This window comes from Longicatena sp. (genome assembly GCF_982403165.1).
On record NZ_CEVYEL010000009.1, the window covers coordinates 1 to 21,882 of the forward strand.

At 39.3% G+C, this 21,882-nt stretch carries 26 protein-coding genes; all 26 read left to right on the forward strand.

Features of this window, described 5'->3' with window-relative positions; translation table 11 throughout:
- Window positions 1-73 precede the first annotated feature (73 nt).
- The 26 genes from AC1VS3_RS02985 to rseP all read left to right on the forward strand — a co-directional run bounded on the left by AC1VS3_RS02985 (window position 74) and on the right by rseP (window position 21,749).
- On the forward strand, window positions 74-1,054 hold the full coding sequence (locus tag AC1VS3_RS02985; protein WP_017144644.1) for a D-isomer specific 2-hydroxyacid dehydrogenase family protein: 981 nt from the start codon (window positions 74-76) through the stop codon (window positions 1,052-1,054).
- Window positions 1,055-1,213: 159 nt separating this feature from the next.
- Window positions 1,214-1,483, forward strand: coding sequence for a 30S ribosomal protein S16 (rpsP, locus tag AC1VS3_RS02990; protein ID WP_008688673.1), 270 nt, complete (start codon window positions 1,214-1,216; stop codon window positions 1,481-1,483).
- 2 nt (window positions 1,484-1,485) lie between these two features.
- The gene (locus AC1VS3_RS02995) at window positions 1,486-1,734 is read left to right on the forward strand and encodes a KH domain-containing protein (protein ID WP_008688671.1); all 249 of its coding nucleotides are present in this window, start codon (window positions 1,486-1,488) and stop codon (window positions 1,732-1,734) included.
- 35 nt (window positions 1,735-1,769) lie between these two features.
- Window positions 1,770-2,273 carry a ribosome maturation factor RimM gene (gene rimM, locus AC1VS3_RS03000; protein ID WP_008688670.1) on the forward strand — a complete coding sequence of 168 codons (504 nt, stop codon included), beginning with the start codon at window positions 1,770-1,772 and terminating at the stop codon, window positions 2,271-2,273.
- The gene (trmD, locus tag AC1VS3_RS03005; RefSeq protein ID WP_008688668.1) at window positions 2,270-3,025 is read left to right on the forward strand and encodes a tRNA (guanosine(37)-N1)-methyltransferase TrmD; all 756 of its coding nucleotides are present in this window, start codon (window positions 2,270-2,272) and stop codon (window positions 3,023-3,025) included. Before rimM ends, trmD begins: the two co-directional genes overlap by 4 nt.
- Window positions 3,026-3,285: 260 nt before the next feature.
- Entirely contained in the window at window positions 3,286-3,633 is a 348-nt protein-coding gene (gene rplS, locus AC1VS3_RS03010) for a 50S ribosomal protein L19 (protein WP_008688665.1), read from the forward strand.
- A gap of 60 nt (window positions 3,634-3,693) precedes the next feature.
- Window positions 3,694-4,293 (forward strand): signal peptidase I, encoded by a 600-nt coding sequence (gene lepB / locus AC1VS3_RS03015; protein WP_008688664.1) that lies wholly within the window; start codon window positions 3,694-3,696, stop codon window positions 4,291-4,293.
- A gap of 8 nt (window positions 4,294-4,301) precedes the next feature.
- On the forward strand, window positions 4,302-4,880 hold the full coding sequence (lepB, locus tag AC1VS3_RS03020) for a signal peptidase I (RefSeq protein WP_481275514.1): 579 nt from the start codon (window positions 4,302-4,304) through the stop codon (window positions 4,878-4,880).
- The gene (ylqF, locus tag AC1VS3_RS03025) at window positions 4,870-5,730 is read left to right on the forward strand and encodes a ribosome biogenesis GTPase YlqF (protein ID WP_008688662.1); all 861 of its coding nucleotides are present in this window, start codon (window positions 4,870-4,872) and stop codon (window positions 5,728-5,730) included. Before lepB (AC1VS3_RS03020) ends, ylqF begins: the two co-directional genes overlap by 11 nt.
- Window positions 5,720-6,343, forward strand: coding sequence for a ribonuclease HII (locus AC1VS3_RS03030; protein WP_008688661.1), 624 nt, complete (start codon window positions 5,720-5,722; stop codon window positions 6,341-6,343). The genes ylqF and AC1VS3_RS03030 overlap by 11 nt, the downstream gene beginning before the upstream one ends.
- A gap of 213 nt (window positions 6,344-6,556) precedes the next feature.
- Window positions 6,557-6,937 carry a hypothetical protein gene (locus AC1VS3_RS03035; RefSeq protein WP_008688660.1) on the forward strand — a complete coding sequence of 127 codons (381 nt, stop codon included), beginning with the start codon at window positions 6,557-6,559 and terminating at the stop codon, window positions 6,935-6,937.
- Window positions 6,938-6,944: 7 nt separating this feature from the next.
- The gene (locus tag AC1VS3_RS03040; protein ID WP_008688659.1) at window positions 6,945-7,370 is read left to right on the forward strand and encodes an NfeD family protein; all 426 of its coding nucleotides are present in this window, start codon (window positions 6,945-6,947) and stop codon (window positions 7,368-7,370) included.
- 25 nt (window positions 7,371-7,395) lie between these two features.
- Complete coding sequence (locus AC1VS3_RS03045) at window positions 7,396-8,334, forward strand: SPFH domain-containing protein (RefSeq protein ID WP_008688657.1); 939 nt, start codon at window positions 7,396-7,398, stop codon at window positions 8,332-8,334.
- A 20-nt stretch (window positions 8,335-8,354) separates the two neighbouring features.
- A complete protein-coding gene (locus AC1VS3_RS03050) occupies window positions 8,355-8,744 on the forward strand; it encodes a hypothetical protein (protein WP_008688654.1) in 390 nt (129 codons plus the stop codon).
- Window positions 8,745-8,859: 115 nt separating this feature from the next.
- Window positions 8,860-9,597, forward strand: coding sequence for a DNA-processing protein DprA (dprA, locus tag AC1VS3_RS03055; RefSeq protein WP_008688652.1), 738 nt, complete (start codon window positions 8,860-8,862; stop codon window positions 9,595-9,597).
- Between the two features lie 72 nt (window positions 9,598-9,669).
- Window positions 9,670-11,889, forward strand: coding sequence for a type I DNA topoisomerase (topA, locus tag AC1VS3_RS03060; protein WP_008688650.1), 2,220 nt, complete (start codon window positions 9,670-9,672; stop codon window positions 11,887-11,889).
- Window positions 11,886-13,178 carry a methylenetetrahydrofolate--tRNA-(uracil(54)-C(5))-methyltransferase (FADH(2)-oxidizing) TrmFO gene (gene trmFO, locus AC1VS3_RS03065; protein ID WP_008688649.1) on the forward strand — a complete coding sequence of 431 codons (1,293 nt, stop codon included), beginning with the start codon at window positions 11,886-11,888 and terminating at the stop codon, window positions 13,176-13,178. The genes topA and trmFO overlap by 4 nt, the downstream gene beginning before the upstream one ends.
- Complete coding sequence (gene xerA, locus AC1VS3_RS03070) at window positions 13,178-14,095, forward strand: site-specific tyrosine recombinase/integron integrase (protein ID WP_008688647.1); 918 nt, start codon at window positions 13,178-13,180, stop codon at window positions 14,093-14,095. The genes trmFO and xerA overlap by 1 nt, the downstream gene beginning before the upstream one ends.
- Before the next feature lie 238 nt (window positions 14,096-14,333).
- A complete protein-coding gene (gene rpsB, locus AC1VS3_RS03075) occupies window positions 14,334-15,287 on the forward strand; it encodes a 30S ribosomal protein S2 (protein ID WP_008688646.1) in 954 nt (317 codons plus the stop codon).
- A gap of 24 nt (window positions 15,288-15,311) precedes the next feature.
- Window positions 15,312-16,202 carry a translation elongation factor Ts gene (tsf, locus tag AC1VS3_RS03080; RefSeq protein ID WP_008688645.1) on the forward strand — a complete coding sequence of 297 codons (891 nt, stop codon included), beginning with the start codon at window positions 15,312-15,314 and terminating at the stop codon, window positions 16,200-16,202.
- Window positions 16,203-16,489: 287 nt separating this feature from the next.
- A complete protein-coding gene (pyrH, locus tag AC1VS3_RS03085; RefSeq protein WP_008688644.1) occupies window positions 16,490-17,203 on the forward strand; it encodes a UMP kinase in 714 nt (237 codons plus the stop codon).
- Between the two features lie 19 nt (window positions 17,204-17,222).
- Window positions 17,223-17,765: a ribosome recycling factor gene (gene frr / locus AC1VS3_RS03090; RefSeq protein WP_008688643.1), complete on the forward strand. Its 543-nt coding sequence runs from the start codon at window positions 17,223-17,225 to the stop codon at window positions 17,763-17,765.
- Between the two features lie 273 nt (window positions 17,766-18,038).
- Entirely contained in the window at window positions 18,039-18,743 is a 705-nt protein-coding gene (locus tag AC1VS3_RS03095) for an isoprenyl transferase (protein WP_008688642.1), read from the forward strand.
- Between the two features lie 2 nt (window positions 18,744-18,745).
- Complete coding sequence (locus AC1VS3_RS03100) at window positions 18,746-19,525, forward strand: phosphatidate cytidylyltransferase (RefSeq protein WP_008688641.1); 780 nt, start codon at window positions 18,746-18,748, stop codon at window positions 19,523-19,525.
- On the forward strand, window positions 19,522-20,682 hold the full coding sequence (gene dxr / locus AC1VS3_RS03105; protein WP_008688640.1) for a 1-deoxy-D-xylulose-5-phosphate reductoisomerase: 1,161 nt from the start codon (window positions 19,522-19,524) through the stop codon (window positions 20,680-20,682). Before AC1VS3_RS03100 ends, dxr begins: the two co-directional genes overlap by 4 nt.
- Complete coding sequence (rseP, locus tag AC1VS3_RS03110) at window positions 20,679-21,749, forward strand: RIP metalloprotease RseP (RefSeq protein WP_008688639.1); 1,071 nt, start codon at window positions 20,679-20,681, stop codon at window positions 21,747-21,749. Before dxr ends, rseP begins: the two co-directional genes overlap by 4 nt.
- The last annotated feature ends 133 nt before the right edge of the window (window positions 21,750-21,882 follow it).

Sequence of the window (21,882 nt, forward strand, 5' to 3'; positions counted from 1 at the left end):
AGAGGTGTAACCTCATAGACTTGTCAATTCAGTCTATTTCGTTACAGCCTCTTTCTTATAAGGAGGATGTCTCATGAAAGTGTTTGTTTATGGTTTTCGAGAAGAAGAACGTGTATATTTTGAAGAATGTGCAAAACGATATGGAATTGCGTATGCTGCATGCAGTAAACGTCCAACCTTAGAAAATGCTCATTTGGCATGTGGTTATCCATGTATCAGCATCTTATCGACACCTTGTGATGCGGCCCTTATTGAATCCTTTCATCGTAAGGGTGTGCGTTTCATTTCAACACGTACGATAGGTTATGATCATATTGATTTGGCAGCTGCTAAAAAAGTAGGTATGGGAATAGGGAATGCCAATTATGCCCCGGAAAGTGTTGCCGATTATACAATTATGCTGATTCTGATGACGCTTAGAAAAATGAAACTTATTATGAAGAGCACGGAATTGCAAGATTATTCCTTTGAATCTGTACAAGGCAGAAATTTAAAGGGGAAGATAGTAGGGGTCATCGGTTGCGGCAATATCGGCACGACGCTGATACGTCATTTGGCAGGTTTTGAATGTGATATTTTGGCTTATAATCGACATATAAAACCAGAACTACTTCCGTATGCGCAGTTTTGCGATTTAGCAACTTTGTTGAAAAAAAGTGACATCATCACACTGCATCTGCCATTGCATGAGGAAACTTATCATATCATTAATCAAGAACGTATCGCTATGATGAAAGATGGTGTGATTTTGATTAATACGGCGCGAGGCGCTTTGATTGATAATGAAGCTCTGATAAAAGGCATTGAAAAGGGTAAGATTCAAGGAGCTGCTTTCGATGTGGTAGAAGGGGAAACAGGTATTTATTATCAAAAACAAAAGGGAAGAGTGTTGCCTTCACGAGAAATGTTGCTTTTAAATAGTTATCCTAATGTAATCTTATCTCCACATATGGCATTTCTGACAGATGATTCTAATCGCGATATGGTCTATCACTCAATGGAAAGCTGTCTTGCGTTTATGGAAGGGGAAGAAGATGCTATGCGAATCTTATAAATACCAATCCAGGATATAGCTTTTTGGCTAAAAGCAATATTTTATTGTTGAACGAATGAAACATGTATAAAAAATAAAAGGTGTAAAGGAAAAATACTTGACACCTTATAAAAATATGGTACAATAAACAAGCATAACGCAATATAGGAGGAAAAATACATGGTAAAATTAAGATTAAAAAGAATGGGTTCTAAAAGAAAACCTTTCTACAGAATAGTAGCTGCTGACTCTCGTTCACCTAGAGATGGACGTATCATTGAAACAATCGGTACTTACAATCCAACAACCAATCCAGCATCTATCACAGTAAATGAAGAATTAGCTGTAAAATGGCTGAAAGATGGAGCACAGCCTTCTGATACAGTACGTAACATTCTGTCTAAACAGGGCATCATGAAACGTCTGCACGAAGAAAAAAACGCTAAGTAAGTATGATTGATTACGAAAAAGTGTTATTGGATCTTGTAACACCGATGGTTGAAGATAAAGCGAGTGTTTCTGTGAAGAAAATGGATACATTGGATGAAAATGAAATCTTATTGTATGTATATGCAAACAGTGAAGATGTAGCCAGATTGATCGGAAGACGCGGTAGCATGGCATCTTCAATTCGTCAGATGATGTCTGTGGCATCAAGAAAAGAAGATAAACGAGTTACAATTAAATTCGAATCTTATTAGGATGCAGGAAAGCATCCTTTTTTCAGGAGGATCATATGAACGAAATCAACATAGGAATACTGGTAAATACACATGGTTTACGTGGCGAAGTTAAAGTGAAACCTACAACGGATTTTGTCGATATCCGTTTTGCGAAAGGAAAACATATTCATATTCAATATCAGCAACAGCTTCTTGATGTCTGCGTGGAGTATGCAAAATGGGCGAAACAGTTGTTGATTGTGAAGTTTGCAGGATATGATGATATCAATCAGGTTGAGGCATGGAAAGGCAGTCTTCTTTCTATCAGCGAGGAACAACTGCATGCATTAGAAGAAGATGAGGCGTATTTCTTTGAATTACAAGATTGTCAAGTATTGGATGAAGAGGGAAGATATTTAGGAGATGTAATCGAGGTGTTAGAAACTAGTGCCAATGCCATCTTGCGTGTTCGCAATGAAGAACGCGAATTTTTAGTTCCATATGTAAAAGCATTTGTGCAGGAATTTAAGCGTGAAGAGAAATGCATTGTGATTAAGCTGATGGATGGGTTATTATGAAGATTACAGTCATGACATTGTTTCCTGAATTTTTTGACAGTTTTGTTACAACCTCTATCATTAAACGGGCAATTGAACGTGAATTGGTTACCTTTGAAACGATTGATTTTCGCGCTTATACGAAAGATAAGCATAACCATGTTGATGATACCCCATGTGGTGGTGGACAGGGAATGGTTTTATCTTGTCAGCCGATTGCTGATTGCCTGAAGGATATTCGTACGCCATCTTCCTATGTGGTGATGTTATCACCGCAAGGAGAGACTTTTACGCAAGCAACAGCACATCATTTTGTGAAAACATATGATCATTTGATTTTTCTTTGTGGACATTATGAGGGTTTTGATGAACGCATTCGCTCGTATGTCGATTTAGAACTTTCTTTAGGGGATTTTGTCTTAACAGGTGGTGAACCTGCAGCAATGGTGATGAGCGATGCCATCATTCGCTTGCTGGATGGTGTGATTTTAGAAGATAGTCATGCGGATGATTCTTTTGAAAATGGTCTTTTAGAATATCCACAATATACGCGTCCGATTGAATTTGAAGGGCAGCGGGTGCCAGAGGTATTGCTGAGTGGCCATCATGCGAATATCCGACGCTGGCGGCTAAAACAGTCTTTAAAGAAAACGCTGGAGCGCCGTCCGGATTTGTTGGCTACACGTGTTTTTACTAAAGAAGAACAAGAATTGATGGAAGAAGTGCGAAAAGAAGCAAAGGAAGATTTGCATACAAAAAATGATAAATCTTAAGAAATATAAAGAATTTGCGAAATTTATGTAATTTCTTTTCAGATGGGCATGAAAAATGGTATGATTATAAGGGAAAGAACCCGAACTTTCCAAAGAGCAGTGTCTTCATGAATGACTGTAAAATTTTACAAATTCCTATTTACAAGAGAAACGAAAGTGTGCTATAATCAATAAGCCTATTGGCAAACGAGGTTCCGCTGGACGTCTTAATTGTTTATGAGCCCAACGTAAATATATTGTAGAAAAGGAGCGCCGAGAGTATGAATTTACAGTTAGTTAATGAAGTAACAAAATCTCAATTGAAGAAAGACATCCCTTTCTTTAAATCTGGTAGTACCGTTCGTGTACACGTTAAGATTAAAGAAGGCGACAAATCACGTATCCAGGTTTTTGAAGGTCTGGTAATCGCACGTCAGGGTGGAGGAATCGCTGAAACATTTACAGTTCGTAAGATTTCTAACCAGATTGGGGTAGAAAGAACTTTCCCAATCCACTCTCCAATTGTTGAGAAGATTGAAGTTGTCCGTCACGGTAAGGTTAGAAGAAATAAATTATATTATCTTCGCGGACGTTCAGGTAAAGCTGCTCGTATTAAAGAAATTCGTTAAGAATGAGAAAAGTCGGGATATGTTCCGGCTTTTTCTTTTATAGATTGTGGAGGAGTCGCAATGCACAAATCTGTGAACAGCAAACACAGACAAGAACGTGACGAGACTCTGGGAAGAGTTATCGGCAGTAATCTTCTATCGTTATTGAAGATTTTTTTGGCATGCTTCGTGCTTGTATACCTTACCATTAATTTTGCTGTAAGACCAATTCACGTCAGTGGACAAAGCATGTTTCCTACGATTGAAGAAGGCGACTTTGCGCTAAGCAATGCGTTCAGTGCAAAATTTCAAGAAATAGAGCGTGGGGATATCGTTATAGCTTATGAGAATAAGCAGATGCATCGCATGATCATTAAACGCGTAATTGGTTTACCGGGGGATCGCATATCTTGTAAAGATGATAAAGTATATGTGAATGATAAGGCATTAGATGAGCCGTATTTAGATAATGAATGGGCAAATGCCATACGTGATACTGTCGATGCATTTACGGAAGATTTTACCGAAGTGTGTTTACAGGAAGATGAGTATTGGCTAATGGGAGACAATCGGATCAATTCACGTGATTCGCGTGACTTTGGACCTTTTAAACGCAGCCAGATCAAAGGAAAGGATGCGTTGGTCATTTTCCCTTTTCATAAGATACATATACCAAAGTAGGTGAGTTCATGCAAAAGAAAAAAACAAAATGGGATAGATTTTATCAAGTTATAGATACTGTGAGAATGTTTGCCGTCTGTATGCTGATCGTCTTATTGATGTTTACCTTTGTGTTGCGAGGTAAGACAATCGTGGGGGAATCTATGTATCCGACCTTAAAGGATGGGGAACAGGTTTTTATCAATGTTGCAGCATCTTATTTAAGCGATATCAAACGGTTTGATATCGTTGTAGTAAAACATGCATCTGATGATGATTTATGGGTGAAGCGTGTTATCGGTTTGCCCAATGAAACTGTAGAATATAAAGGTAACAAACTGTTTATCAATGATTTAGAGGTTAAAGAACCCTTTTTAGACAACACGTATAGAAAACGTATTGAGAAAGAAAAAGGTATGTTTACAACAGATTATCCTAAGCATACATTAAAAGCAGATGAATATTTGCTGGTTGGTGATAACCGCGTTAATTCTTTGGATTCACGCTCAGAGAGTGTGGGGCCTTTTAAGCGAAGTCAAATACTTGCGAAAGGCATGTTTGTCTATTATCCTTTTGAACAAGCGAGGTATGTAAATTATGGAAAATGATAAGATAAGAATACAATGGTTTCCGGGTCATATGACCAAAGCAAAACGTGAAATGCAAGATAAGATGAAGATGGTGGATTTGGTTATTGAATTAAGAGATGCCCGTATTCCTAATGCTTCCAAGAATCCGATGATTGAAGAATTGATTCAGCAAAAGCCAAGACTCATCATTCTTTCTAAAAAAGATAAGGCTGACGCGGCTATTACAAAGGCATGGATTCAGACTTTGAGCAATGCGTCCACAATGGTCTTAGCTTTGGATATCATAACTGAAAATATTACGCCAAAGATCGTAAAAGCTGTACAGACACTGATGCAGGCGAAAATTGAGCGTATGATACGAAGGGGCATGAAACCGCGTGCGATGCGTGCTATGGTGGTTGGTGTTCCCAATGTAGGAAAATCTACATTTATCAATAAGATTTCAAAGAAAAAAATTGCTGTTACCGGAGATCGCCCGGGTGTTACGAAATCACTGCAATGGTCAAAAATCAATAAAGATTTGGAATTATTAGATACACCAGGTGTTTTATGGCCGAAGTTTGAAGATGAACGTGTTGGTATCTTGTTGGCCATCACCGGTGCTATCCGAGATGAAATATTGCCTTTAGAGGAAATTGCAGCTTGGGCTATGCGCTATCTGTTGCAGCATCATGCGCAAGCATTAACGAAACGTTATGATATCGCATTGTGCTCAGACCCTTATGAAATGTTAAATCGAATTGCGCAAAAGCGTGGCTACATGCGTAATCATGAAATCGATGAAAAGCGCACCATTGAAACGTTTTTGCGTGAATTGCGTGATGATAAGCTTGGTCCAATTAGCTGGGAGGTTCCGGATGCAGTGTGAGAATGCTTATGAAATAGCTTGGTGGAAAGAAGGTAAAAAGAAAATCATTGGTATTGATGAAGCTGGACGTGGTCCTATTGCTGGACCATTGGTTGTAGCAGCAGTCAGCTTTCCTGTTGGTTTTTCGCATGAAAGTATTTATGATTCAAAAAAACTCAGTGAGAAGAAACGCAAGGCCTTGTTTCAAGAAATCATTCAATTGGCTAGTGAATATCATATTAAGATTGTTTCTCCTCAAATAATCGATGAACAAAATATTTATCGAGCAACACAGTTGGCGATGCTGGAATTATCGAACAGCTTTCATGATGCTGATGGTGTTTTGACAGATGCCATGCCCTTGCCCAATGCGTCATTGGATGTCATATCTTTAGTAAAGGGAGATCAGAAAAGTGTTAGTATTGCGGCTGCCAGTATTTTGGCAAAAGTCACAAGGGATTGTATTATGTGCGCGTATGATAAACAGTATCCACAATATGGTTTTGCAAAGCATAAAGGATATCCTACGAAAGGGCATCTTGAGGCAATGCATACTTATGGAGTGATTAACGATATCTATCGAAAAAGTTATGGTCCGGTTGCGGCTATGCAACAATTGGTATTTGATCTTTAGCAGATAAGGAAGCAGTATGTGCCTGCTTCTTTTTTACTAAGATTAGCATAGAATCGCATTAGACGATTGCATTAGAACATCACCTAGGATGAGAAGTTTTGAGAACACTGTGAGTAAATTGTTTGTATTATAAGAAAAATAAGAAAAGTAAGAATAGTGGTTGCAAAAAAATAAGAAAAATAATATAATATGAATAAGAAAGGTGGTGTCAGGATGTTTACATGGGTCAAAGGTAATGTATATACGCTGATTTTGACGTTATATCCCAGTAATATCACGCTGAATAGTAGCGCAGCCGGTTACTTTGAAGATGTGCGATGGTGCATGATTGGTATTGATGCGGAAAACAGTCAATTGGGAATACGTCCGGTAAGTAAGCGCGAAATAGATTTGCATTTAGTAGAAATGGATCAATTGCATAAAATATCACTGGGTAAAGGTTATGCCCGAATCACAAACAAGGCAATCATGGAGGAAATCGCATTACTGACGCATCAGAAGATGGATGGTTTAAAAGTCAATGCTCGCTTTGATGAAAAAGAAAATATGTTGATAGCAGATTTAAAAGACCTGATCAACAAGAATGAGGGGTGAAGAAAACATGGTAGTAATCTGGATTGGCATCAGTATTGCGGCACTGGTAGTAGAATTAATCACACCGACAGCCTTGGTTTCTATCTGGTTCGCCGTTGGCGGTATCATTGCTGTTTTGCTTAGTCTGTTAAATCTTCCTATATGGGTACAAATAGCCGGCTTTGCTATTGTTTCTATTGTCAGTATGCTTGTGGTAAGACCAATTGCATCCCGTTATTTACGTGGGAATACAATTGCCACAAATGCGGATCGCTGCATTGGTGAATTTGGTGTTGTGGTAAAACCGATCATGGCAGATGAATGGGGAGAAGTAAAGGTGAATGGCTCCTTATGGCATGCCATAAGTGTAGATGGTACACCAATTGAAAAAGCTGCAAGAGTGAAAGTAATTGCAATCGAAGGTGCTAAACTGCTTGTTCGTAAAGCGGTTTAACATAAAAAAGAAAGAAGGGTAAATGATGAATATTTTTACAATTATTATTTTAGTAGTAGTGGCATTGATTGTCATTGGGCTGTTTGCCTATTTGGTGCGTATTGTTCCACAAGCAAAGGCTTTTGTAATTGAACGTTTAGGTGCATATCATACAACTTGGAATACCGGTGTACATTTTTTAGTACCTTTTGTTGATCGTGTAGCTAATAAGGTAACGTTAAAAGAGGTTGTGAAAGATTTTGCTCCACAGCCGGTTATCACAAAGGATAATGTAACAATGCAAATTGATACGGTTGTTTATTTTCAGATTACCGATCCTAAACTTTATACTTATGGAGTTGTCGGACCAATTACGGCTATTGAAAATTTAACTGCTACAACATTACGTAATATCATTGGTGATCTTGAATTGGATGAAACTTTGACATCACGTGATATCATCAATACGAAAATGCGTTCAATTTTGGATGAAGCAACCGATCCTTGGGGAATTAAAGTCAACCGAGTGGAAGTAAAAAATATCATCCCACCGCGCGATATCCAAGAAGCGATGGAAAAACAGATGCGTGCAGAACGTGAACGTCGTGAGTCCATCTTACGTGCGGAAGGTGAAAAGAAAAGTGCTATTTTAACAGCTGAAGGTGAAAAAGAAGCAGTCATTTTACGCGCAACAGCTAAGAAAGAAGCGATGATTGCTGAAGCAGAAGGTCAGGCACAGGCAATGGAACGTATTTATGAGGCACAGGCACGTGGTATTGAAATGATCAAGACAGCGAATCCAACCAAGGAATATTTAAGCTTAAAAGGCTTGGAAACCTATGAAAAAATGGCAGATGGCAAGGCTACGAAGATCGTTGTACCTAGTGAATTACAGAATATGGCCTCATTGTTGACAAGTGCTCGTGAAATTCTGATTGACGATGCAGAAAAAGACTTTCTGCCAGATTTGAAAAAGAAAAATTAATTTGTCCTGAGGAAGAGGACATGAAATATCGCAAAACGGGAATTGCCATAGCGTGTAGCTTTTGGATAGCAACAATCTTTCAGCTCTTGTATGTTTTGTACCCACAAAGCTACGCGTTTGGGAAATCTTATCAGCTTTTGAGTGATGTTGTCTGTATATCACTTGTTGTTGCTGTATATTTGCTACAACGCAAGCAATATGCGAAAAAACATGTATCCATACGATTTGAACTGCATGCCGGACACATCTTCGGTATAGCTGGAGCATGCATGAAGATCATGGCCGAATTTGTTGAACATCTGCATACTAGCGCTTTGTTGTTTAATGTAATTGCTATCTTGTTGTTATTGATAAGCATGTTGCTAATGTTGCGTGCTGATTCTTATGAAGAACGTACAGCAATCTTATAAACTATGTTGCATGGGAGCCTTATGAAAATAGGGCTCTTTTTATATTATTTGATAAAATAAAGCACTTTTACGAAAAAGACCTATCTGTGTCGTATATAAAAGTAAGGAGGTTCAAATGATGCAATATCGAGAACAAATTTTAGCTTATGCGATACAGTATAAAGGGGATTGGTATAAGATGCGCGAAGCCATTAAGGAAAATAAAGCATGGAATTTACCAGCATGTTCATGTACCTATGTTACAATTGTCGATCCTACATATCCTTGCAAATTTAGAAGGCTGCAATGTCCACCGTGGATTTTGTTTTATGAAGGTAATCTTGCTTTATGTGAACAGCGAAGTGTGGCTGTCATAGGCAGCCGTCAGCCAACCGCTTATGGAAGTAAGATGTGCGCACAAATCACCAAAATCTTAGCATTGCGCTATTGCATTGTGAGCGGGCTTGCCAAGGGAATCGATGGCATTGCACATCGCGAAGCTCTTGCTCAGCATACAATCGGTATAATGGGGTGTGGATTGGATGTGTATTATCCGAAAGTTAATGCCGATATTCAACAAATCATGGCCAAAAAGCAATTGGTCCTAAGTGAATATCCACCCCATACACCGCCAAAGCCCTATCATTTTCCTTGGCGCAATCGCTTAATTGCGGCCTTGAGTGATGCTGTTATCGTTGTGGAAGCAGGGATGCGAAGTGGCACAATGCTAACTGTTAATGAGGCGCTTTCGCTGGATATACCAATTTATTGTGTACCACATCCGATGGATCAACGAGAAGGAAAAGGAAGCAATACGTTAATTGCACAAGGTGCAATGATTTTAGTAGATGAACAAGATATTCGCATGATTTAGCATAAAATGTTTGACAAATGCTAAAAAAAAACAAATAATAAAAGACGTGTAGTTTAGGCTAGGAGGCTAAAAATGAAAAATTTAGTAATCGTGGAATCCCCTTCCAAATCGAAAACCATAGAAAAATATCTTGGTGGCGACTATCATGTCGTTTCTTCCAAGGGACATATACGTGATCTTGCGACAACAGGTAAAGGTGGCTTAGGCATTGATGTGGAGCATGACTTTGAACCTACGTATAAGATAAGCTCTGATAAACGTGCAGTCGTAAAAGAATTAAAAGATCTTGCCAAAAAAAGTGAACATGTCTTTCTAGCAAGTGACCCTGACCGTGAGGGTGAGGCAATTGCTTGGCATTTGGCAAATGTATTAGAACTAGATATGGAAGAAGAAAATCGTATCATCTTTCATGAAATTACGAAAAATGCTGTAACAGAAGCATTTCAACATCCCCGTACGATTGATCAGGATTTGGTGAAAAGTCAGGAAACAAGACGCATGCTGGATCGGATCATCGGTTTTAAGTTATCAAAGTTATTACAAAGTAAAATAAAATCAAAGTCAGCAGGACGAGTACAGTCTGTTGCTTTGCGTTTGATCGTTGAACGCGAAAATGAAATTCGCGCTTTTAAGAGCGAAGAATATTGGACGTTAGCAGCAAATATCGAAAAAAATGGCAAACAATTCAGTGCCAGTCTGAATAAAGTGGATGGCAAAAAGGCAGAATTAAAAACACAGGCAGATGTAGATGCTATCATTGAACGCTGTGCTGCTTTTGTTGTGTCCGCTATTGAAAAAAAGGTTCGTAAAAAAGAAGCAAGAATGCCTTTTATCACTTCGACGTTACAACAGGAGGCCAGCACAAAGTTAAATTTCGGAGCAAAAAAGACGATGCAGATTGCCCAAAAGCTTTATGAAGGTCTGCCCTTAGCAGATGGGGTGAGTGAAGGTCTTATCTCTTATATGCGTACAGATTCTACGCGTTTATCAGACGTGTTCGTGAAAGATGCTGAATCATATATTGAAGAAGTTTATGGTAAGGAGTATAAAGGTCGTGCACGCCAGAAAAATAATGAAAATGCACAGGATGCGCATGAGGCTATTCGTCCTACCAGTGTTTTCAATACACCGGAAAAAGTGAAACCATATTTAACAAATGATCAGTACAAATTGTATAAGCTGATTTATGCACGAACGCTGGCTTCTTTAATGGCACCGAGCAAAAGTGATGTCGTGAATGCGCAAATTGTTTCAAATGGCTGTGAGTTTAGTGCCAATGGTTCGATTCTGACATTTGATGGTTATTTGAAAGTATATCACGATTATGAAACAGTAAAAGATGAGATGTTGCCACCATTGCAAGAACAGGAACAATTAAAGGATGTGGAATTGGAAGGCAAGCAGCATTTCACAGAACCACCTTTACGTTATAGTGAAGCTCGCTTGATCAAAGAAATGGAAGAAAAGGGCATAGGTCGTCCTTCAACGTATGCTATTATTATTGATACATTGCAAGCTAGAGGTTATGTATCATTAGAACGCCCAAGTGAAGGCAGTAAGACCAAAGTCTTTATCCCTAGTGAACAAGGGGAATTGACGGATGCCAAATTGCAAGAATTCTTCAAGGACATCATCAATGTTTCGTATACGGCAGGCATGGAACATCACTTAGATGAAATCGCAGCAGGAAAACGTAACAACATCGAAGAAGTGCGAACATTCTATAATGAATTTGAACCATTACTGGAAAATGCTTATGAGCATATGGAGAAAAAGGAGCTGGAACGTACCGGTGAAACTTGTCCGGAATGTGGCAGCGAATTGGTGTATCGTATCGGACGTTATGGGAAATTTGTATCCTGTATTAATTTTCCTACTTGTCGTTACACGAAAAGTGAAAATGAAGAGGAAAATACCGAAAGTGAAGAAGTCTGTCCAAAATGTGGTAGTAAGATGGTCATGAAGAAAGGACGCTATGGTTCTTTCTTGGCATGTAGCAATTACCCGGATTGTAAATATATTAAAAGCAATAAGCCAAAGGAGGAACCTGTACCAACCGGTGAAATGTGTCCGGAATGTGGTCATGAACTTGTACAGCGTAAATCACGCTTTGGCACAACCTTCATCGGCTGCAGCAATTATCCTAAATGCCGGTATATCAAAAAAGAGCCAAAAAAGAAAAAGAGTGATGAGGAAACAACTGACAAGAAAAAGGCAGCACCAAAGAAAACGGCTAAAAAAGTCGTGAAAAAAACAGTTAAGAAGAAAGCGACAGAGGTGGAAGCAGAATGAAACAAGTAACCATAATCGGTGCCGGATTGGCGGGCTGTGAAGCCTGCTGGCAGTTGATCAAACGTGGGATCCCTGTGAAATTAGTAGAGATGCGTCCGTTAAAATCCAGTGATGCCCATCACAGTGATCAGTTTGCAGAACTTGTTTGCTCAAACTCTTTGCGCAGTGATTCTTTACAAAATGCAGTTGGTATTTTAAAAGAAGAAATGCGGCATTTGGATTCATTGATCATGAAGGCAGCGGATGCTCACCGTGTACCGGCTGGTAGTGCCTTGGCCGTGGATCGTACCTCTTTCAGCGAAACAATCACTAAAATTTTAAGTGAACACCCTTTGGTGGAGGTTGTTCGTGAAGAGATAACGAAGATTCCTGAAGGTCCGGTGATTATTGCCAGTGGACCATTGACAAGTGATGCTCTAAGTAAGGCAATTCAGGAAATGACCCATGAGGATTATTTCCATTTCTATGATGCGGCAGCTCCTATCATTGAAAAAGAATCCATTGATTTTTCCAAGGCTTATGTAAAATCACGTTATGATAAAGGAGAAGCTGCCTATATTAATTGTCCGATGAACAAAGAAGAATTTGACGCTTTTTATGATGCTTTATTACATGCGGAAACAGCGGAACTGCATGATTTTGATAAAACCTTCTTTGAAGGTTGTATGCCGTTTGAAGAAATGGCACGCCGTGGCGAGAAAACGTTGCTTTTTGGACCGATGAAGCCTGTCGGTTTAGAAAAGCCGGATGGTAGTTTGCCTTATGCAGTGGTCCAGTTACGACAGGATAACGCGATTGCCAGCTTGTATAATGTCGTTGGTTTTCAAACACATTTAAAATGGGGCGAACAAAAACGTATCTTATCCATGATACCGGGATTGGAACACGTGTCCATCGTGCGTTATGGTGTCATGCATCGCAATTCATATTTGTGTGCCCCAAAGGTGTTGCGTCCTACCTATCAGCATATAACGCGGGATGATTTGTTTTTTGCCGGGCAATTGACTGGCGTGGAGGGCTATGTAGAAAGTGCTGCCAGTGGATTGTTGGCGGGCTTAAACATGGCAAATCTGATCAGAGGAAAGGCAGTTGTTACCTTGCCAAGCACCTGCGTAATTGGCTCTATGGTCAATTATATTACGCATGCATCCGCAAAGTATTTCCAACCGATGAATGCGAATTTTGGCATCATGCAGCTAGAAGCCAAGGTGAAGAAAAAAGATCGTAAAGAAGCCTTTGGCAAACAAGCATTGGCAGTTATTGACAGCTATCGGGAATTGTTTGACTGATGGAATCTTATCTGACGCGGTTTTTAGACTATTTAGATACGGTCAATAGCGGGAGTGCACATACCAAGGATGCGTATCAGCGTGATATTACAGAATTTCTGGATTTTCTAAAAAGTGAGAATATCATGAGCTTAGATGATGTAGATCGCATCATCGTGATGAATTATGTGAGTCATCTGCGTGAGCGAGATGGCCGACAGGGAACGATGAAAAATGCCACGGTTGCCCGTAAGCTAAGTTCATTGCGTTCCTATTATCGTTACTTGAATGAGTATGTTGGGGTGCAAAACAATCCGTTCTTATATTTCAAAGCACCCAAGCAAACACGCAGGATCCCGGAATTTCTATTTTATGATGAAATTGCATTATTTCTAGCATCGTTTGATTTGCATGAAGCGGTAGATGTTCGTGATCGTGCATTATTTGAATTGATGTATGCCAGTGGCTTGCGTGTCAGTGAGGCAGTAAATCTACGCTTATCCGATATTGATTTCCATGATAATATCTTACATATCGTTGGCAAAGGAGATAAACAACGCTTGGTTCCTTTCTATGATCTGGCAAAAGAACGTCTCGTTGATTATATTGAACATGTACGCCCAAAATGGGTGAATACGTTGCAACATGAATATGTCTTTGTGAATCAGAAGGGCAAGCCATTAACAAGTCGCGGTGTGCAATATCGCATGGAATTGGCTGCTAAAAAGTGCCATCTGCATCTGCATATTCATCCGCATATGTTTCGTCATAGCTTTGCCACACACTTATTGGATAATGGAGCTGATTTGCGTGTTGTGCAAGAATTGTTGGGACATGCTTCCTTATCTACGACACAAATCTATGTCCATGTGACACAGGATCGCTTAAAAAGTGCATATGAACATGCACATCCTCGTGCCGGCAAAGAAAACACATAGTAAGATCATATTTATGAATGGTGAAGCAAACAATGGCGCCAATTTCTGTAAAAAAATAAAAAAAGCCCTTGAATTAGGGCTTTTCTATGTTATAATAAACAACGGTGCGACGAAGTTCGCATACAACACACATCATGGATTCCGCAGCCCGTGCTTTAGATGCGTTAAGTAAGCGTCAATGATAAGTTGCTGCAGTTTGAAGTGATGGAGGATAAAAACGGAAAGTGAGGATATTTTCATGTCAGTAGTATCAATGAGAAAATTATTGGAATCTGGTGTACATTTTGGTCATCAGACACGTAGATGGAATCCAAAAATGAAACCAAACATCTACGCAAGCAGAAATGGTGTATACATCATCAACTTAGAAAAAACATTAGAACAGCTGGACACTGCGTATGCTGCAATGAGAGAAATCGCTGAAAAAGGCGGTAAGGTATTATTTGTAGGTACAAAGAAACAGGCACAGGCTGTAGTTGTAGAAGAAGCATTACGTTCTGGAAGTTTCTTCGTAAACCAGAGATGGTTAGGTGGTTTATTAACAAACTATCGTACAATCCAGAAACGTGTAAAACGTTTAGTAGAAATCGAAGAAATGGAAGCAAACGGAACTTTAGATCTGTATCCTAAGAAAGAAATCGCACAGGTTAAGAAACAGAAAGCACGTTTGGAAAACTTCTTAGGTGGTATCAAGGAAATGAAGAAACTGCCTAACGCATTGTTTGTTATCGATCCTAAGGAAGAACACAATGCTGTTGCAGAAGCTAAGAAATTAGGTATCCCTGTATTCGCTATGGTAGATACTAACTGTGATCCAGAAATGGTAGATTACCCAATCGCATCAAATGATGATGCTATCCGTTCTGTAAAATTGATCACAACATTGATGGCAGATGCAATCGTAGAAGCAAAAGGCGGATTGTTAAGCGTAGCACACAGTGTTGATGAAAACGAAGAAGATGTAACAATGAAAGATGTTATCATCAATGTTGAAGAGCAGATTGCTGAAAATGAAAGACGTCGTCGTCAGAGAAATGAAGAACGTCGTAACCGTCGTAACAATTTCGATCGTAACCGCAATGGTGGACGTGGAGGCAGAGCTCCTTATCAGAAACGTGAAAACGTAAAACCAGCTACTGAAGCAAAACCTGCAACAGAAGCAAAACCAGCAGAAACTAATACTGCTGAATAATCACGAAAAGGAGGAAATGAAAAAATGATTACTGCATCAATGGTAAAAGAACTGCGTGAAAGAACAGGCGCAGGTATGATGGATTGTAAAAAAGCATTGACAGCGTGTGATGGAGATATGGAAAAATCTATCGACTGGCTGCGTGAAAAAGGTATTGCTAAGGCTGCTAAGAAAAATGACCGCATCGCTGCGGAAGGTTTGACTCGTGCAGCTGTCAATGGAAATACCGGTGTTGTATTTGAAGTAAACTCTGAAACAGACTTTGTTGCTAAGAATGAAAAGTTCTTAGGTCTGTTGGATGAAATCCAGGGTGTGTTAATTGAAAACAAACCTACTGATTTAGATGCTGCTTTAGCATGTGCTGCAAGTGAAGGCACTGTTGCGGATGCTGTAACGACAGCAACAGCTACGATTGGTGAAAAGATTTCTTTACGTCGTATCGCAGTAGTTGAAAAAGCAGATGATGAATTCTTCGGTTGCTATATGCACATGGGCGGAAAGATTTCTGCACTTGTTACCTTAAAGGGTAAAGCTGATGAAGCTGTTGCTAAAAACATCGCTATGCAGATTGCAAGTATGGCTCCACAGTATGTAAACCGTGATGAAATGCCTGCAGAAGTTGTAGAACATGAAAGAAAAGTACAGACTGAAATCGTTAAAAACGATGAAAAATTGGCTAACAAACCAGAAAAAGTATTGGCTGGTATCATTGAAGGTAAGATCAGCAAGAACTTGAAAGATCTGTGCTTGGTAGAACAGGAATTCTTCTTGGATCCAAACATGAAGGTTGCACAGTACCTGAAAGAAAATGGCTGTGACGTTGTAAGCTTCGTACGTTATGCAGTTGGTGAAGGTATTGAAAAACGCCAGGATAATTTTGCTGAAGAAGTAATGAGCCAGGCATTTGGTGGATAATTAACGATAGGGAGAGGTCATTGGACTTCTCTTTTTTTAAGGGGATATCCTTAAAAAAGAATGACGATATGTAGACACAATTACCATAGATATGGAATATAGTTGGATCTTACTGTGCTCGCAAATGAGGATTGGTTTTCAGTTTATTCAGTAAGATGATAGTCTTGTCTGTAAGTATCCAAAGAAAAATGAAAAAAAGGAGAATAGCTCTTCCTTTTTGTAAATCTTTTCTTTATAATATACAGTGGAGAGTTAAAAAAACGACAAAAGTAAAGGTGGAAGTAGACATGTACAAAAGAGTATTATTGAAATTAAGCGGTGAGGCTTTATCTTCACCTGGTAATTCATTTGATCCACAAATTTTAAAAGCGTTGGCAAAAGAATTGAAAGAAATTCATGAGCTTGGTGTGGATTTAGCCATTGTTGTTGGCGGTGGAAACTTCATTCGCGGTAAAATGGCAGAAACGATGGGAATTGAGCGTGTACAGGCGGATTATATGGGAATGCTTGCGACGGTCATAAATGCATTGGCTGTTCAGAGTGCGTTGGAACAAGAAGGCGTGCCTACGCGTGTGCAAACGGCTATTGAGATGCAAAAAGTGGCAGAACCATTTATTGTGCGTCGTGCATTACGTCACTTGGAAAAAGGCCGCATCGTAATTTTTGGCGCAGGTACAGGAAACCCTTATTTTTCTACCGATACAACGGCTGCATTGCGTGCCAGTGAAATCGGTGCTGATGTCATTTTGATGGCCAAAAACGGTGTAGATGGAGTATACAATGCGGATCCTAAAACACATCCTGAGGCTGTTAAATATGATGCTTTAACTTATATGGATCTGATTCAGGAAGGATTGCAGGTCATGGATACTACAGCTACCAGTATGTGTATGGATAATGATATTGATCTGGTAGTATTTAATATGAATGAAAGCGGAAATATTTTGAAAGCTGTTCGTGGAGACATTACGGGTACAGTAATTTCAAAAGATCATAGATAAAAAGAAAGGACACGAAACTATGGAACTGTTAGATGTAACGAAACACAAAATGGAGAAAGCAGTAGAGAAGCTTGACGAAAATTTAAAAACGATTCGCACAGGAGTAGCAAACGCATCTTTGTTAGAACATGTACATTTTGAATATTATGGAAGTGAAACACCTATCAATCAGGTTGCTAGTATTAAGGTCGTAGAAGGACGTCAATTAATGATCAAACCTTATGATCGTTCTACTTTAAAAGATATTGAACGTGCAATTGCGACAAGTGACACCGGATTGGTGCCTCAAAGTGATGGTGAGGTCATTCGTTTGAATGTGCCAGCATTGACTGAAGAACGTCGTAAACAACTATCAAAAGAAGCAGATAAGATGGGAGAAGAAGCAAAGATTGCTGTTCGTAATGTACGTCGTGAAGCGAATGATGCAGTCAAAAAAGATAAAGAATTAACAGAAGATGATGCGAAGAGAATGCAGGAAAAAGTACAGAGATTAACAGATGAATTTGCTAAGAAAATTGAAAAAGAAGTCAGTGAAAAAGAAAAAGAAATTATGAAGGTTTAATTGTAACGAAGGGGAGAGCGGATAGCTTTCCTTTTTTTCATGTATAAGTGTAAACAAACATTGTGATTATTTGAAGTTCAGTGATTTAATAAGAAAACGCGACAATTAAATAATCCGAAATTATCCGTTTATGACTGTTTGCAGATTGAAAGAAAAGATGCAGTTTTCGACACTTTTTTAGATGAAATGCTGCGCATAGATACAATGTTTCTATCTTTTATGATATAATATCAGAGTTAAATTATACAATGTAGTTATAGGAGGTTGCTGGACATGGAAGGAAGAATCATCCCGCAGCATATTGCCATCATCATGGACGGAAACGGCCGATGGGCGAAAAAAAGAGGGTTACCGCGAACTGCTGGCCATAAGCAGGGGGCGGAGAATATAAGAAAAATCGCGATAGCATGTAATGAGTTAGGGGTAAAAGCATTAACTTGCTATGCATTTTCTACAGAAAATTGGAAACGTCCAGAGAGTGAAGTAGAATATCTTTGCAAACTGCCTAAACTTTTCTTTCAACGCTATTTAGCAGAGTTAAAGAAAAACAATATTCGCGTTACCTTTTTAGGTGAAATTGAGCGTTTTCCTAACGAGACACGTTCTGTTATTACTACGGCAGTGGAACAAACAAAAGATAATACCGGACTTATTTTATGTCTTGCCGTAAATTATGGCGGAAGAAGAGAAATCACCTTGGCGGCACAACGTTATGCGGCTGATGTAGTACGTGGTATAGCTGATGCCGCAATTGATGAAGAAGCGTTTGGTCATTATATGATGAGTGAAGGTATGCCAGAACTTGATCTAATGATTCGTACAAGTGGGGAACTTCGCATATCTAATTTTCTGTTATGGCAACTAGCTTATGCCGAATTGATTTTCACACCAGTTACGTGGCCGGATTTTGACCGTGACTGTCTAGTAGAAGCGATTGATGAATATACACATCGCAATCGCCGCTTTGGAGGTTTATGAGTATGAAAACGCGAATCATAACAGCTTTTCTTATCATCGCTTGTGTCATTCCTCCTTTGGTGTTTGGTGGTGTATTATTATATGCCTTATTATCATTTATCATTGTTGCGGGTGGTTTGGAATTGATGGCACTACGTGAGCAGAAGGACGAAACATGGCCCTTGCTGATAAAACCTTTGGCAATCGCCTGTGTATTTGCATTAACGTTTATCAAAAAAGATGCCTTATTATTTCCTTTGTTAGGAATCTTTGTCCTTTGCTTTTTATCCCTTCCTGTTTTTACTGAACGCTTTCATGCGAAAGATGGATTTTTATGTATCGCCTATATAACTTTTTTCTTTATAATTGCTAGAGGTTTTTTGCATATATACGATCGCAACCCGTTATATGTCTGGTATATCATTGTCGCCACTTATGGCTGTGATACCGGTGCATATTTCTGTGGTAGATTTTTAGGGAAGCATAAAATGAACCCTCGTATCTCTCCTAAAAAGACTTGGGAAGGTGCCTTTGGGGGATGGTTATTGGGGGCTGCCTTATCTTTTGCCCTCGCATACTTTTTAATTGATACGATGACTTTGCCACAAATCTTAGCAGCGAGTTTGATATTGACGATTACCGGACAAATCGGTGATTTAGCTTTCAGCGCGATCAAGCGTAATTTTGGGATTAAGGATTTTTCTGATTTGTTACCAGGGCATGGCGGTGTATTAGATAGAGTAGATTCCTTGGTCTTTAATTTTATTTGTTTTGACTTAATACTGGTGGTGTTAACATTATGAAGAGAATTGTTTTATTAGGAGCAAGTGGTTCCATTGGTTCCCAAACGATAGATGTCGTATTGCATCACAAGGATGAATTTTCCATTGTGGCGGTAAGCGTCGGTAAAAATATCGAGAAATTAAAAATGCTGTTAGCGAAGATACCATCGATTCAACATGTTTGTGTAGCAGATGAACAAGTAAAAGAAGTCTTACGACTAGAATATCCAGATAAACAATGGTACAGCGGCGATGAAGGTCTGCAAGCGTTAGCCGGTTTAGCAGAATATGATATTTTTGTGGATGCTGTAGTTGGTTTTCGTGGATTGTTGCCGGCTTTAACAGCAATCGCAAATCATAAGGTTATCGCATTGGCGAATAAAGAAAGCTTGGTAGCAGGAGGACCGCTAGTGAAAGCGGCATTAGCGAAACATCAGGTTCCTCTATATCCGATTGACTCAGAACATTCTGCCATTTTCCAATGTTTACAAGGCAATACACATGATAGTATTGATAAGTTGATCATCACTGCTAGTGGAGGCAGTTTCCGTGATCTGACGCGTGAGCAGTTGCAAGACGTCAGTGTAGAAGCAGCTTTGCATCATCCAAACTGGAATATGGGTGGAAGAATCACGATTGATTCTGCTACCATGATGAATAAAGGCTTTGAAGTGATAGAAGCACATTATTTGTTTGATATCCCTTATGAAAAAATCGATGTACTCATTCATCGCGAAAGTGCCATTCATTCAATGGTTCAGTTTCAGGATCATGCAATTATTGCGCAAATAGGAACAGCGGATATGCGTCTGCCAATTCAATATGCCCTTTCTTATCCGCAACGTTTGAAGATGTATAATGATGAACCATTCGATTTTGGCAAATTTGCTACCTTGCATTTTGAACCGGCAAGCATGGAACGATATCCTTTATTAAAATTGGCATTTGAAGTAGGCAAAAAAGGTGGGAATCTTGGTGCTATTATGAATGCTGCAGATGAAGAGGCCGTTCGTCTTTTCTTAAATAAGAAAATTGCCTTTTTGGATATTGAAACATCCGTAATTAAGGCAGTGGAAGGTGTACGTTTTATTGCTGAACCAACATTGCAAGATATTATAGAAAGTGATGCAGCCGCCAGACGGTTTGTAAAAGATATGTGGAAAGGGGCTATGGAATGAGTGGTATTGTAAATTTATTGTGGTTTGTATTAATTCTAGGCGCAATTGTCATTGTTCATGAGTTTGGACATTTGCTAGCGGCTAAGAAGTTTGGTGTATATTGTAAAGAATTTTCGATTGGTATGGGTCCTTTGCTGTGGCAGAAGCAGAAAGGAGAAACTGCTTGGTCTATTCGTGCTTTGCCTATCGGTGGGTTTGTGGCCATGGCTGGAGAAGATGAAGAAAGTGATGAAAAAGATGAATTAGATATTCCTTTTGAGCGAACCTTAAATGGAATTAAGCCTTGGAAACAGGTCATCGTGATGGCTGCCGGAGCCTTTATGAATGTTTTGTTGGCATGGCTGATCTTTATCGGTATCACTGCATGTCAGGGTAGTGTAAGTGTACCGCCAAAGCCAATCGTGGCAAGTGTTGTAGAAAATTCACCTGCACAGAAAGCCGGTTTTCACGTAGGGGATGAAATCATCCGTTTAGAAAACAAAAGTAAAAAGGAAACATTAACACCTGATTCTACACGTGAAATCATGGAGTTTTTGCAATATTATCCAGGAGAAATTACCTATACCGTCCTACGGGATGGAAAGCAGGTAACCCTACAAGGAACAGCCGCCTTTCATAAAGATGAAAACTTATATATTTTAGGTATTGGCTATCCGCAAAGTGCCGCTAAAGAAATTTCTTTCTGGGAAGCTATTCCATATGGAACGCAGCGGATGGTTAGCTCTGTTACCAGTATTATGGATTCCTTGGGAAAGCTTGTTCGTGGCGTCGGTTTAAATAATCTGAGTGGTCCGGTCGGAATCTTCCAGATTACGGCACAGACAACACAGGATGGTTTATTATCAACCTTAGCCTTAATTGCTTTATTATCAGTAAATGTAGGTATTGTCAATTTGATTCCGATTCCCATTTTAGATGGTGGACGTATATTCATCATTCTGATCGAGACACTGATAGGGAAAAAATTGAGTGAGCGTATGCAGTCGGTTATCATGATGGCTGGTTTATTAATGATCGTTGGTATCATGGTGCTAGCAACCTGGAATGATATAGTTCGCTTATTTTGATTTCTATTGCTAGTATTGTGCGTTGTTCTCTAATCACATAAAAAAAGGTCCTCTTCAACCACCAATGTTTCATCAAACGGTGCGTGTAGGGACCTTTTTCATATGCGTGTTATCATGAATGTGTAATAGAAGG

Coding starts and splice junctions, on each gene's coding strand:
- AC1VS3_RS03095 (WP_008688642.1), top strand. CDS start 18,039: ATGGAAGGAAGAATCATCCCGCAGCATATTGCCATCATCATGGACGGA.
- trmFO (WP_008688649.1), top strand. CDS start 11,886: ATGAAACAAGTAACCATAATCGGTGCCGGATTGGCGGGCTGTGAAGCC.
- AC1VS3_RS03045 (WP_008688657.1), top strand. CDS start 7,396: ATGAATATTTTTACAATTATTATTTTAGTAGTAGTGGCATTGATTGTC.
- pyrH (WP_008688644.1), top strand. CDS start 16,490: ATGTACAAAAGAGTATTATTGAAATTAAGCGGTGAGGCTTTATCTTCA.
- xerA (WP_008688647.1), top strand. CDS start 13,178: ATGGAATCTTATCTGACGCGGTTTTTAGACTATTTAGATACGGTCAAT.
- AC1VS3_RS03100 (WP_008688641.1), top strand. CDS start 18,746: ATGAAAACGCGAATCATAACAGCTTTTCTTATCATCGCTTGTGTCATT.
- frr (WP_008688643.1), top strand. CDS start 17,223: ATGGAACTGTTAGATGTAACGAAACACAAAATGGAGAAAGCAGTAGAG.
- ylqF (WP_008688662.1), top strand. CDS start 4,870: ATGGAAAATGATAAGATAAGAATACAATGGTTTCCGGGTCATATGACC.
- trmD (WP_008688668.1), top strand. CDS start 2,270: ATGAAGATTACAGTCATGACATTGTTTCCTGAATTTTTTGACAGTTTT.
- AC1VS3_RS03030 (WP_008688661.1), top strand. CDS start 5,720: ATGCAGTGTGAGAATGCTTATGAAATAGCTTGGTGGAAAGAAGGTAAA.
- AC1VS3_RS03040 (WP_008688659.1), top strand. CDS start 6,945: ATGGTAGTAATCTGGATTGGCATCAGTATTGCGGCACTGGTAGTAGAA.
- rpsP (WP_008688673.1), top strand. CDS start 1,214: ATGGTAAAATTAAGATTAAAAAGAATGGGTTCTAAAAGAAAACCTTTC.
- AC1VS3_RS03035 (WP_008688660.1), top strand. CDS start 6,557: ATGTTTACATGGGTCAAAGGTAATGTATATACGCTGATTTTGACGTTA.
- dxr (WP_008688640.1), top strand. CDS start 19,522: ATGAAGAGAATTGTTTTATTAGGAGCAAGTGGTTCCATTGGTTCCCAA.
- lepB (WP_481275514.1), top strand. CDS start 4,302: ATGCAAAAGAAAAAAACAAAATGGGATAGATTTTATCAAGTTATAGAT.
- rplS (WP_008688665.1), top strand. CDS start 3,286: ATGAATTTACAGTTAGTTAATGAAGTAACAAAATCTCAATTGAAGAAA.
- tsf (WP_008688645.1), top strand. CDS start 15,312: ATGATTACTGCATCAATGGTAAAAGAACTGCGTGAAAGAACAGGCGCA.
- AC1VS3_RS03050 (WP_008688654.1), top strand. CDS start 8,355: ATGAAATATCGCAAAACGGGAATTGCCATAGCGTGTAGCTTTTGGATA.
- AC1VS3_RS02995 (WP_008688671.1), top strand. CDS start 1,486: ATGATTGATTACGAAAAAGTGTTATTGGATCTTGTAACACCGATGGTT.
- rseP (WP_008688639.1), top strand. CDS start 20,679: ATGAGTGGTATTGTAAATTTATTGTGGTTTGTATTAATTCTAGGCGCA.
- rimM (WP_008688670.1), top strand. CDS start 1,770: ATGAACGAAATCAACATAGGAATACTGGTAAATACACATGGTTTACGT.
- topA (WP_008688650.1), top strand. CDS start 9,670: ATGAAAAATTTAGTAATCGTGGAATCCCCTTCCAAATCGAAAACCATA.
- rpsB (WP_008688646.1), top strand. CDS start 14,334: ATGTCAGTAGTATCAATGAGAAAATTATTGGAATCTGGTGTACATTTT.
- AC1VS3_RS02985 (WP_017144644.1), top strand. CDS start 74: ATGAAAGTGTTTGTTTATGGTTTTCGAGAAGAAGAACGTGTATATTTT.
- lepB (WP_008688664.1), top strand. CDS start 3,694: ATGCACAAATCTGTGAACAGCAAACACAGACAAGAACGTGACGAGACT.
- dprA (WP_008688652.1), top strand. CDS start 8,860: ATGATGCAATATCGAGAACAAATTTTAGCTTATGCGATACAGTATAAA.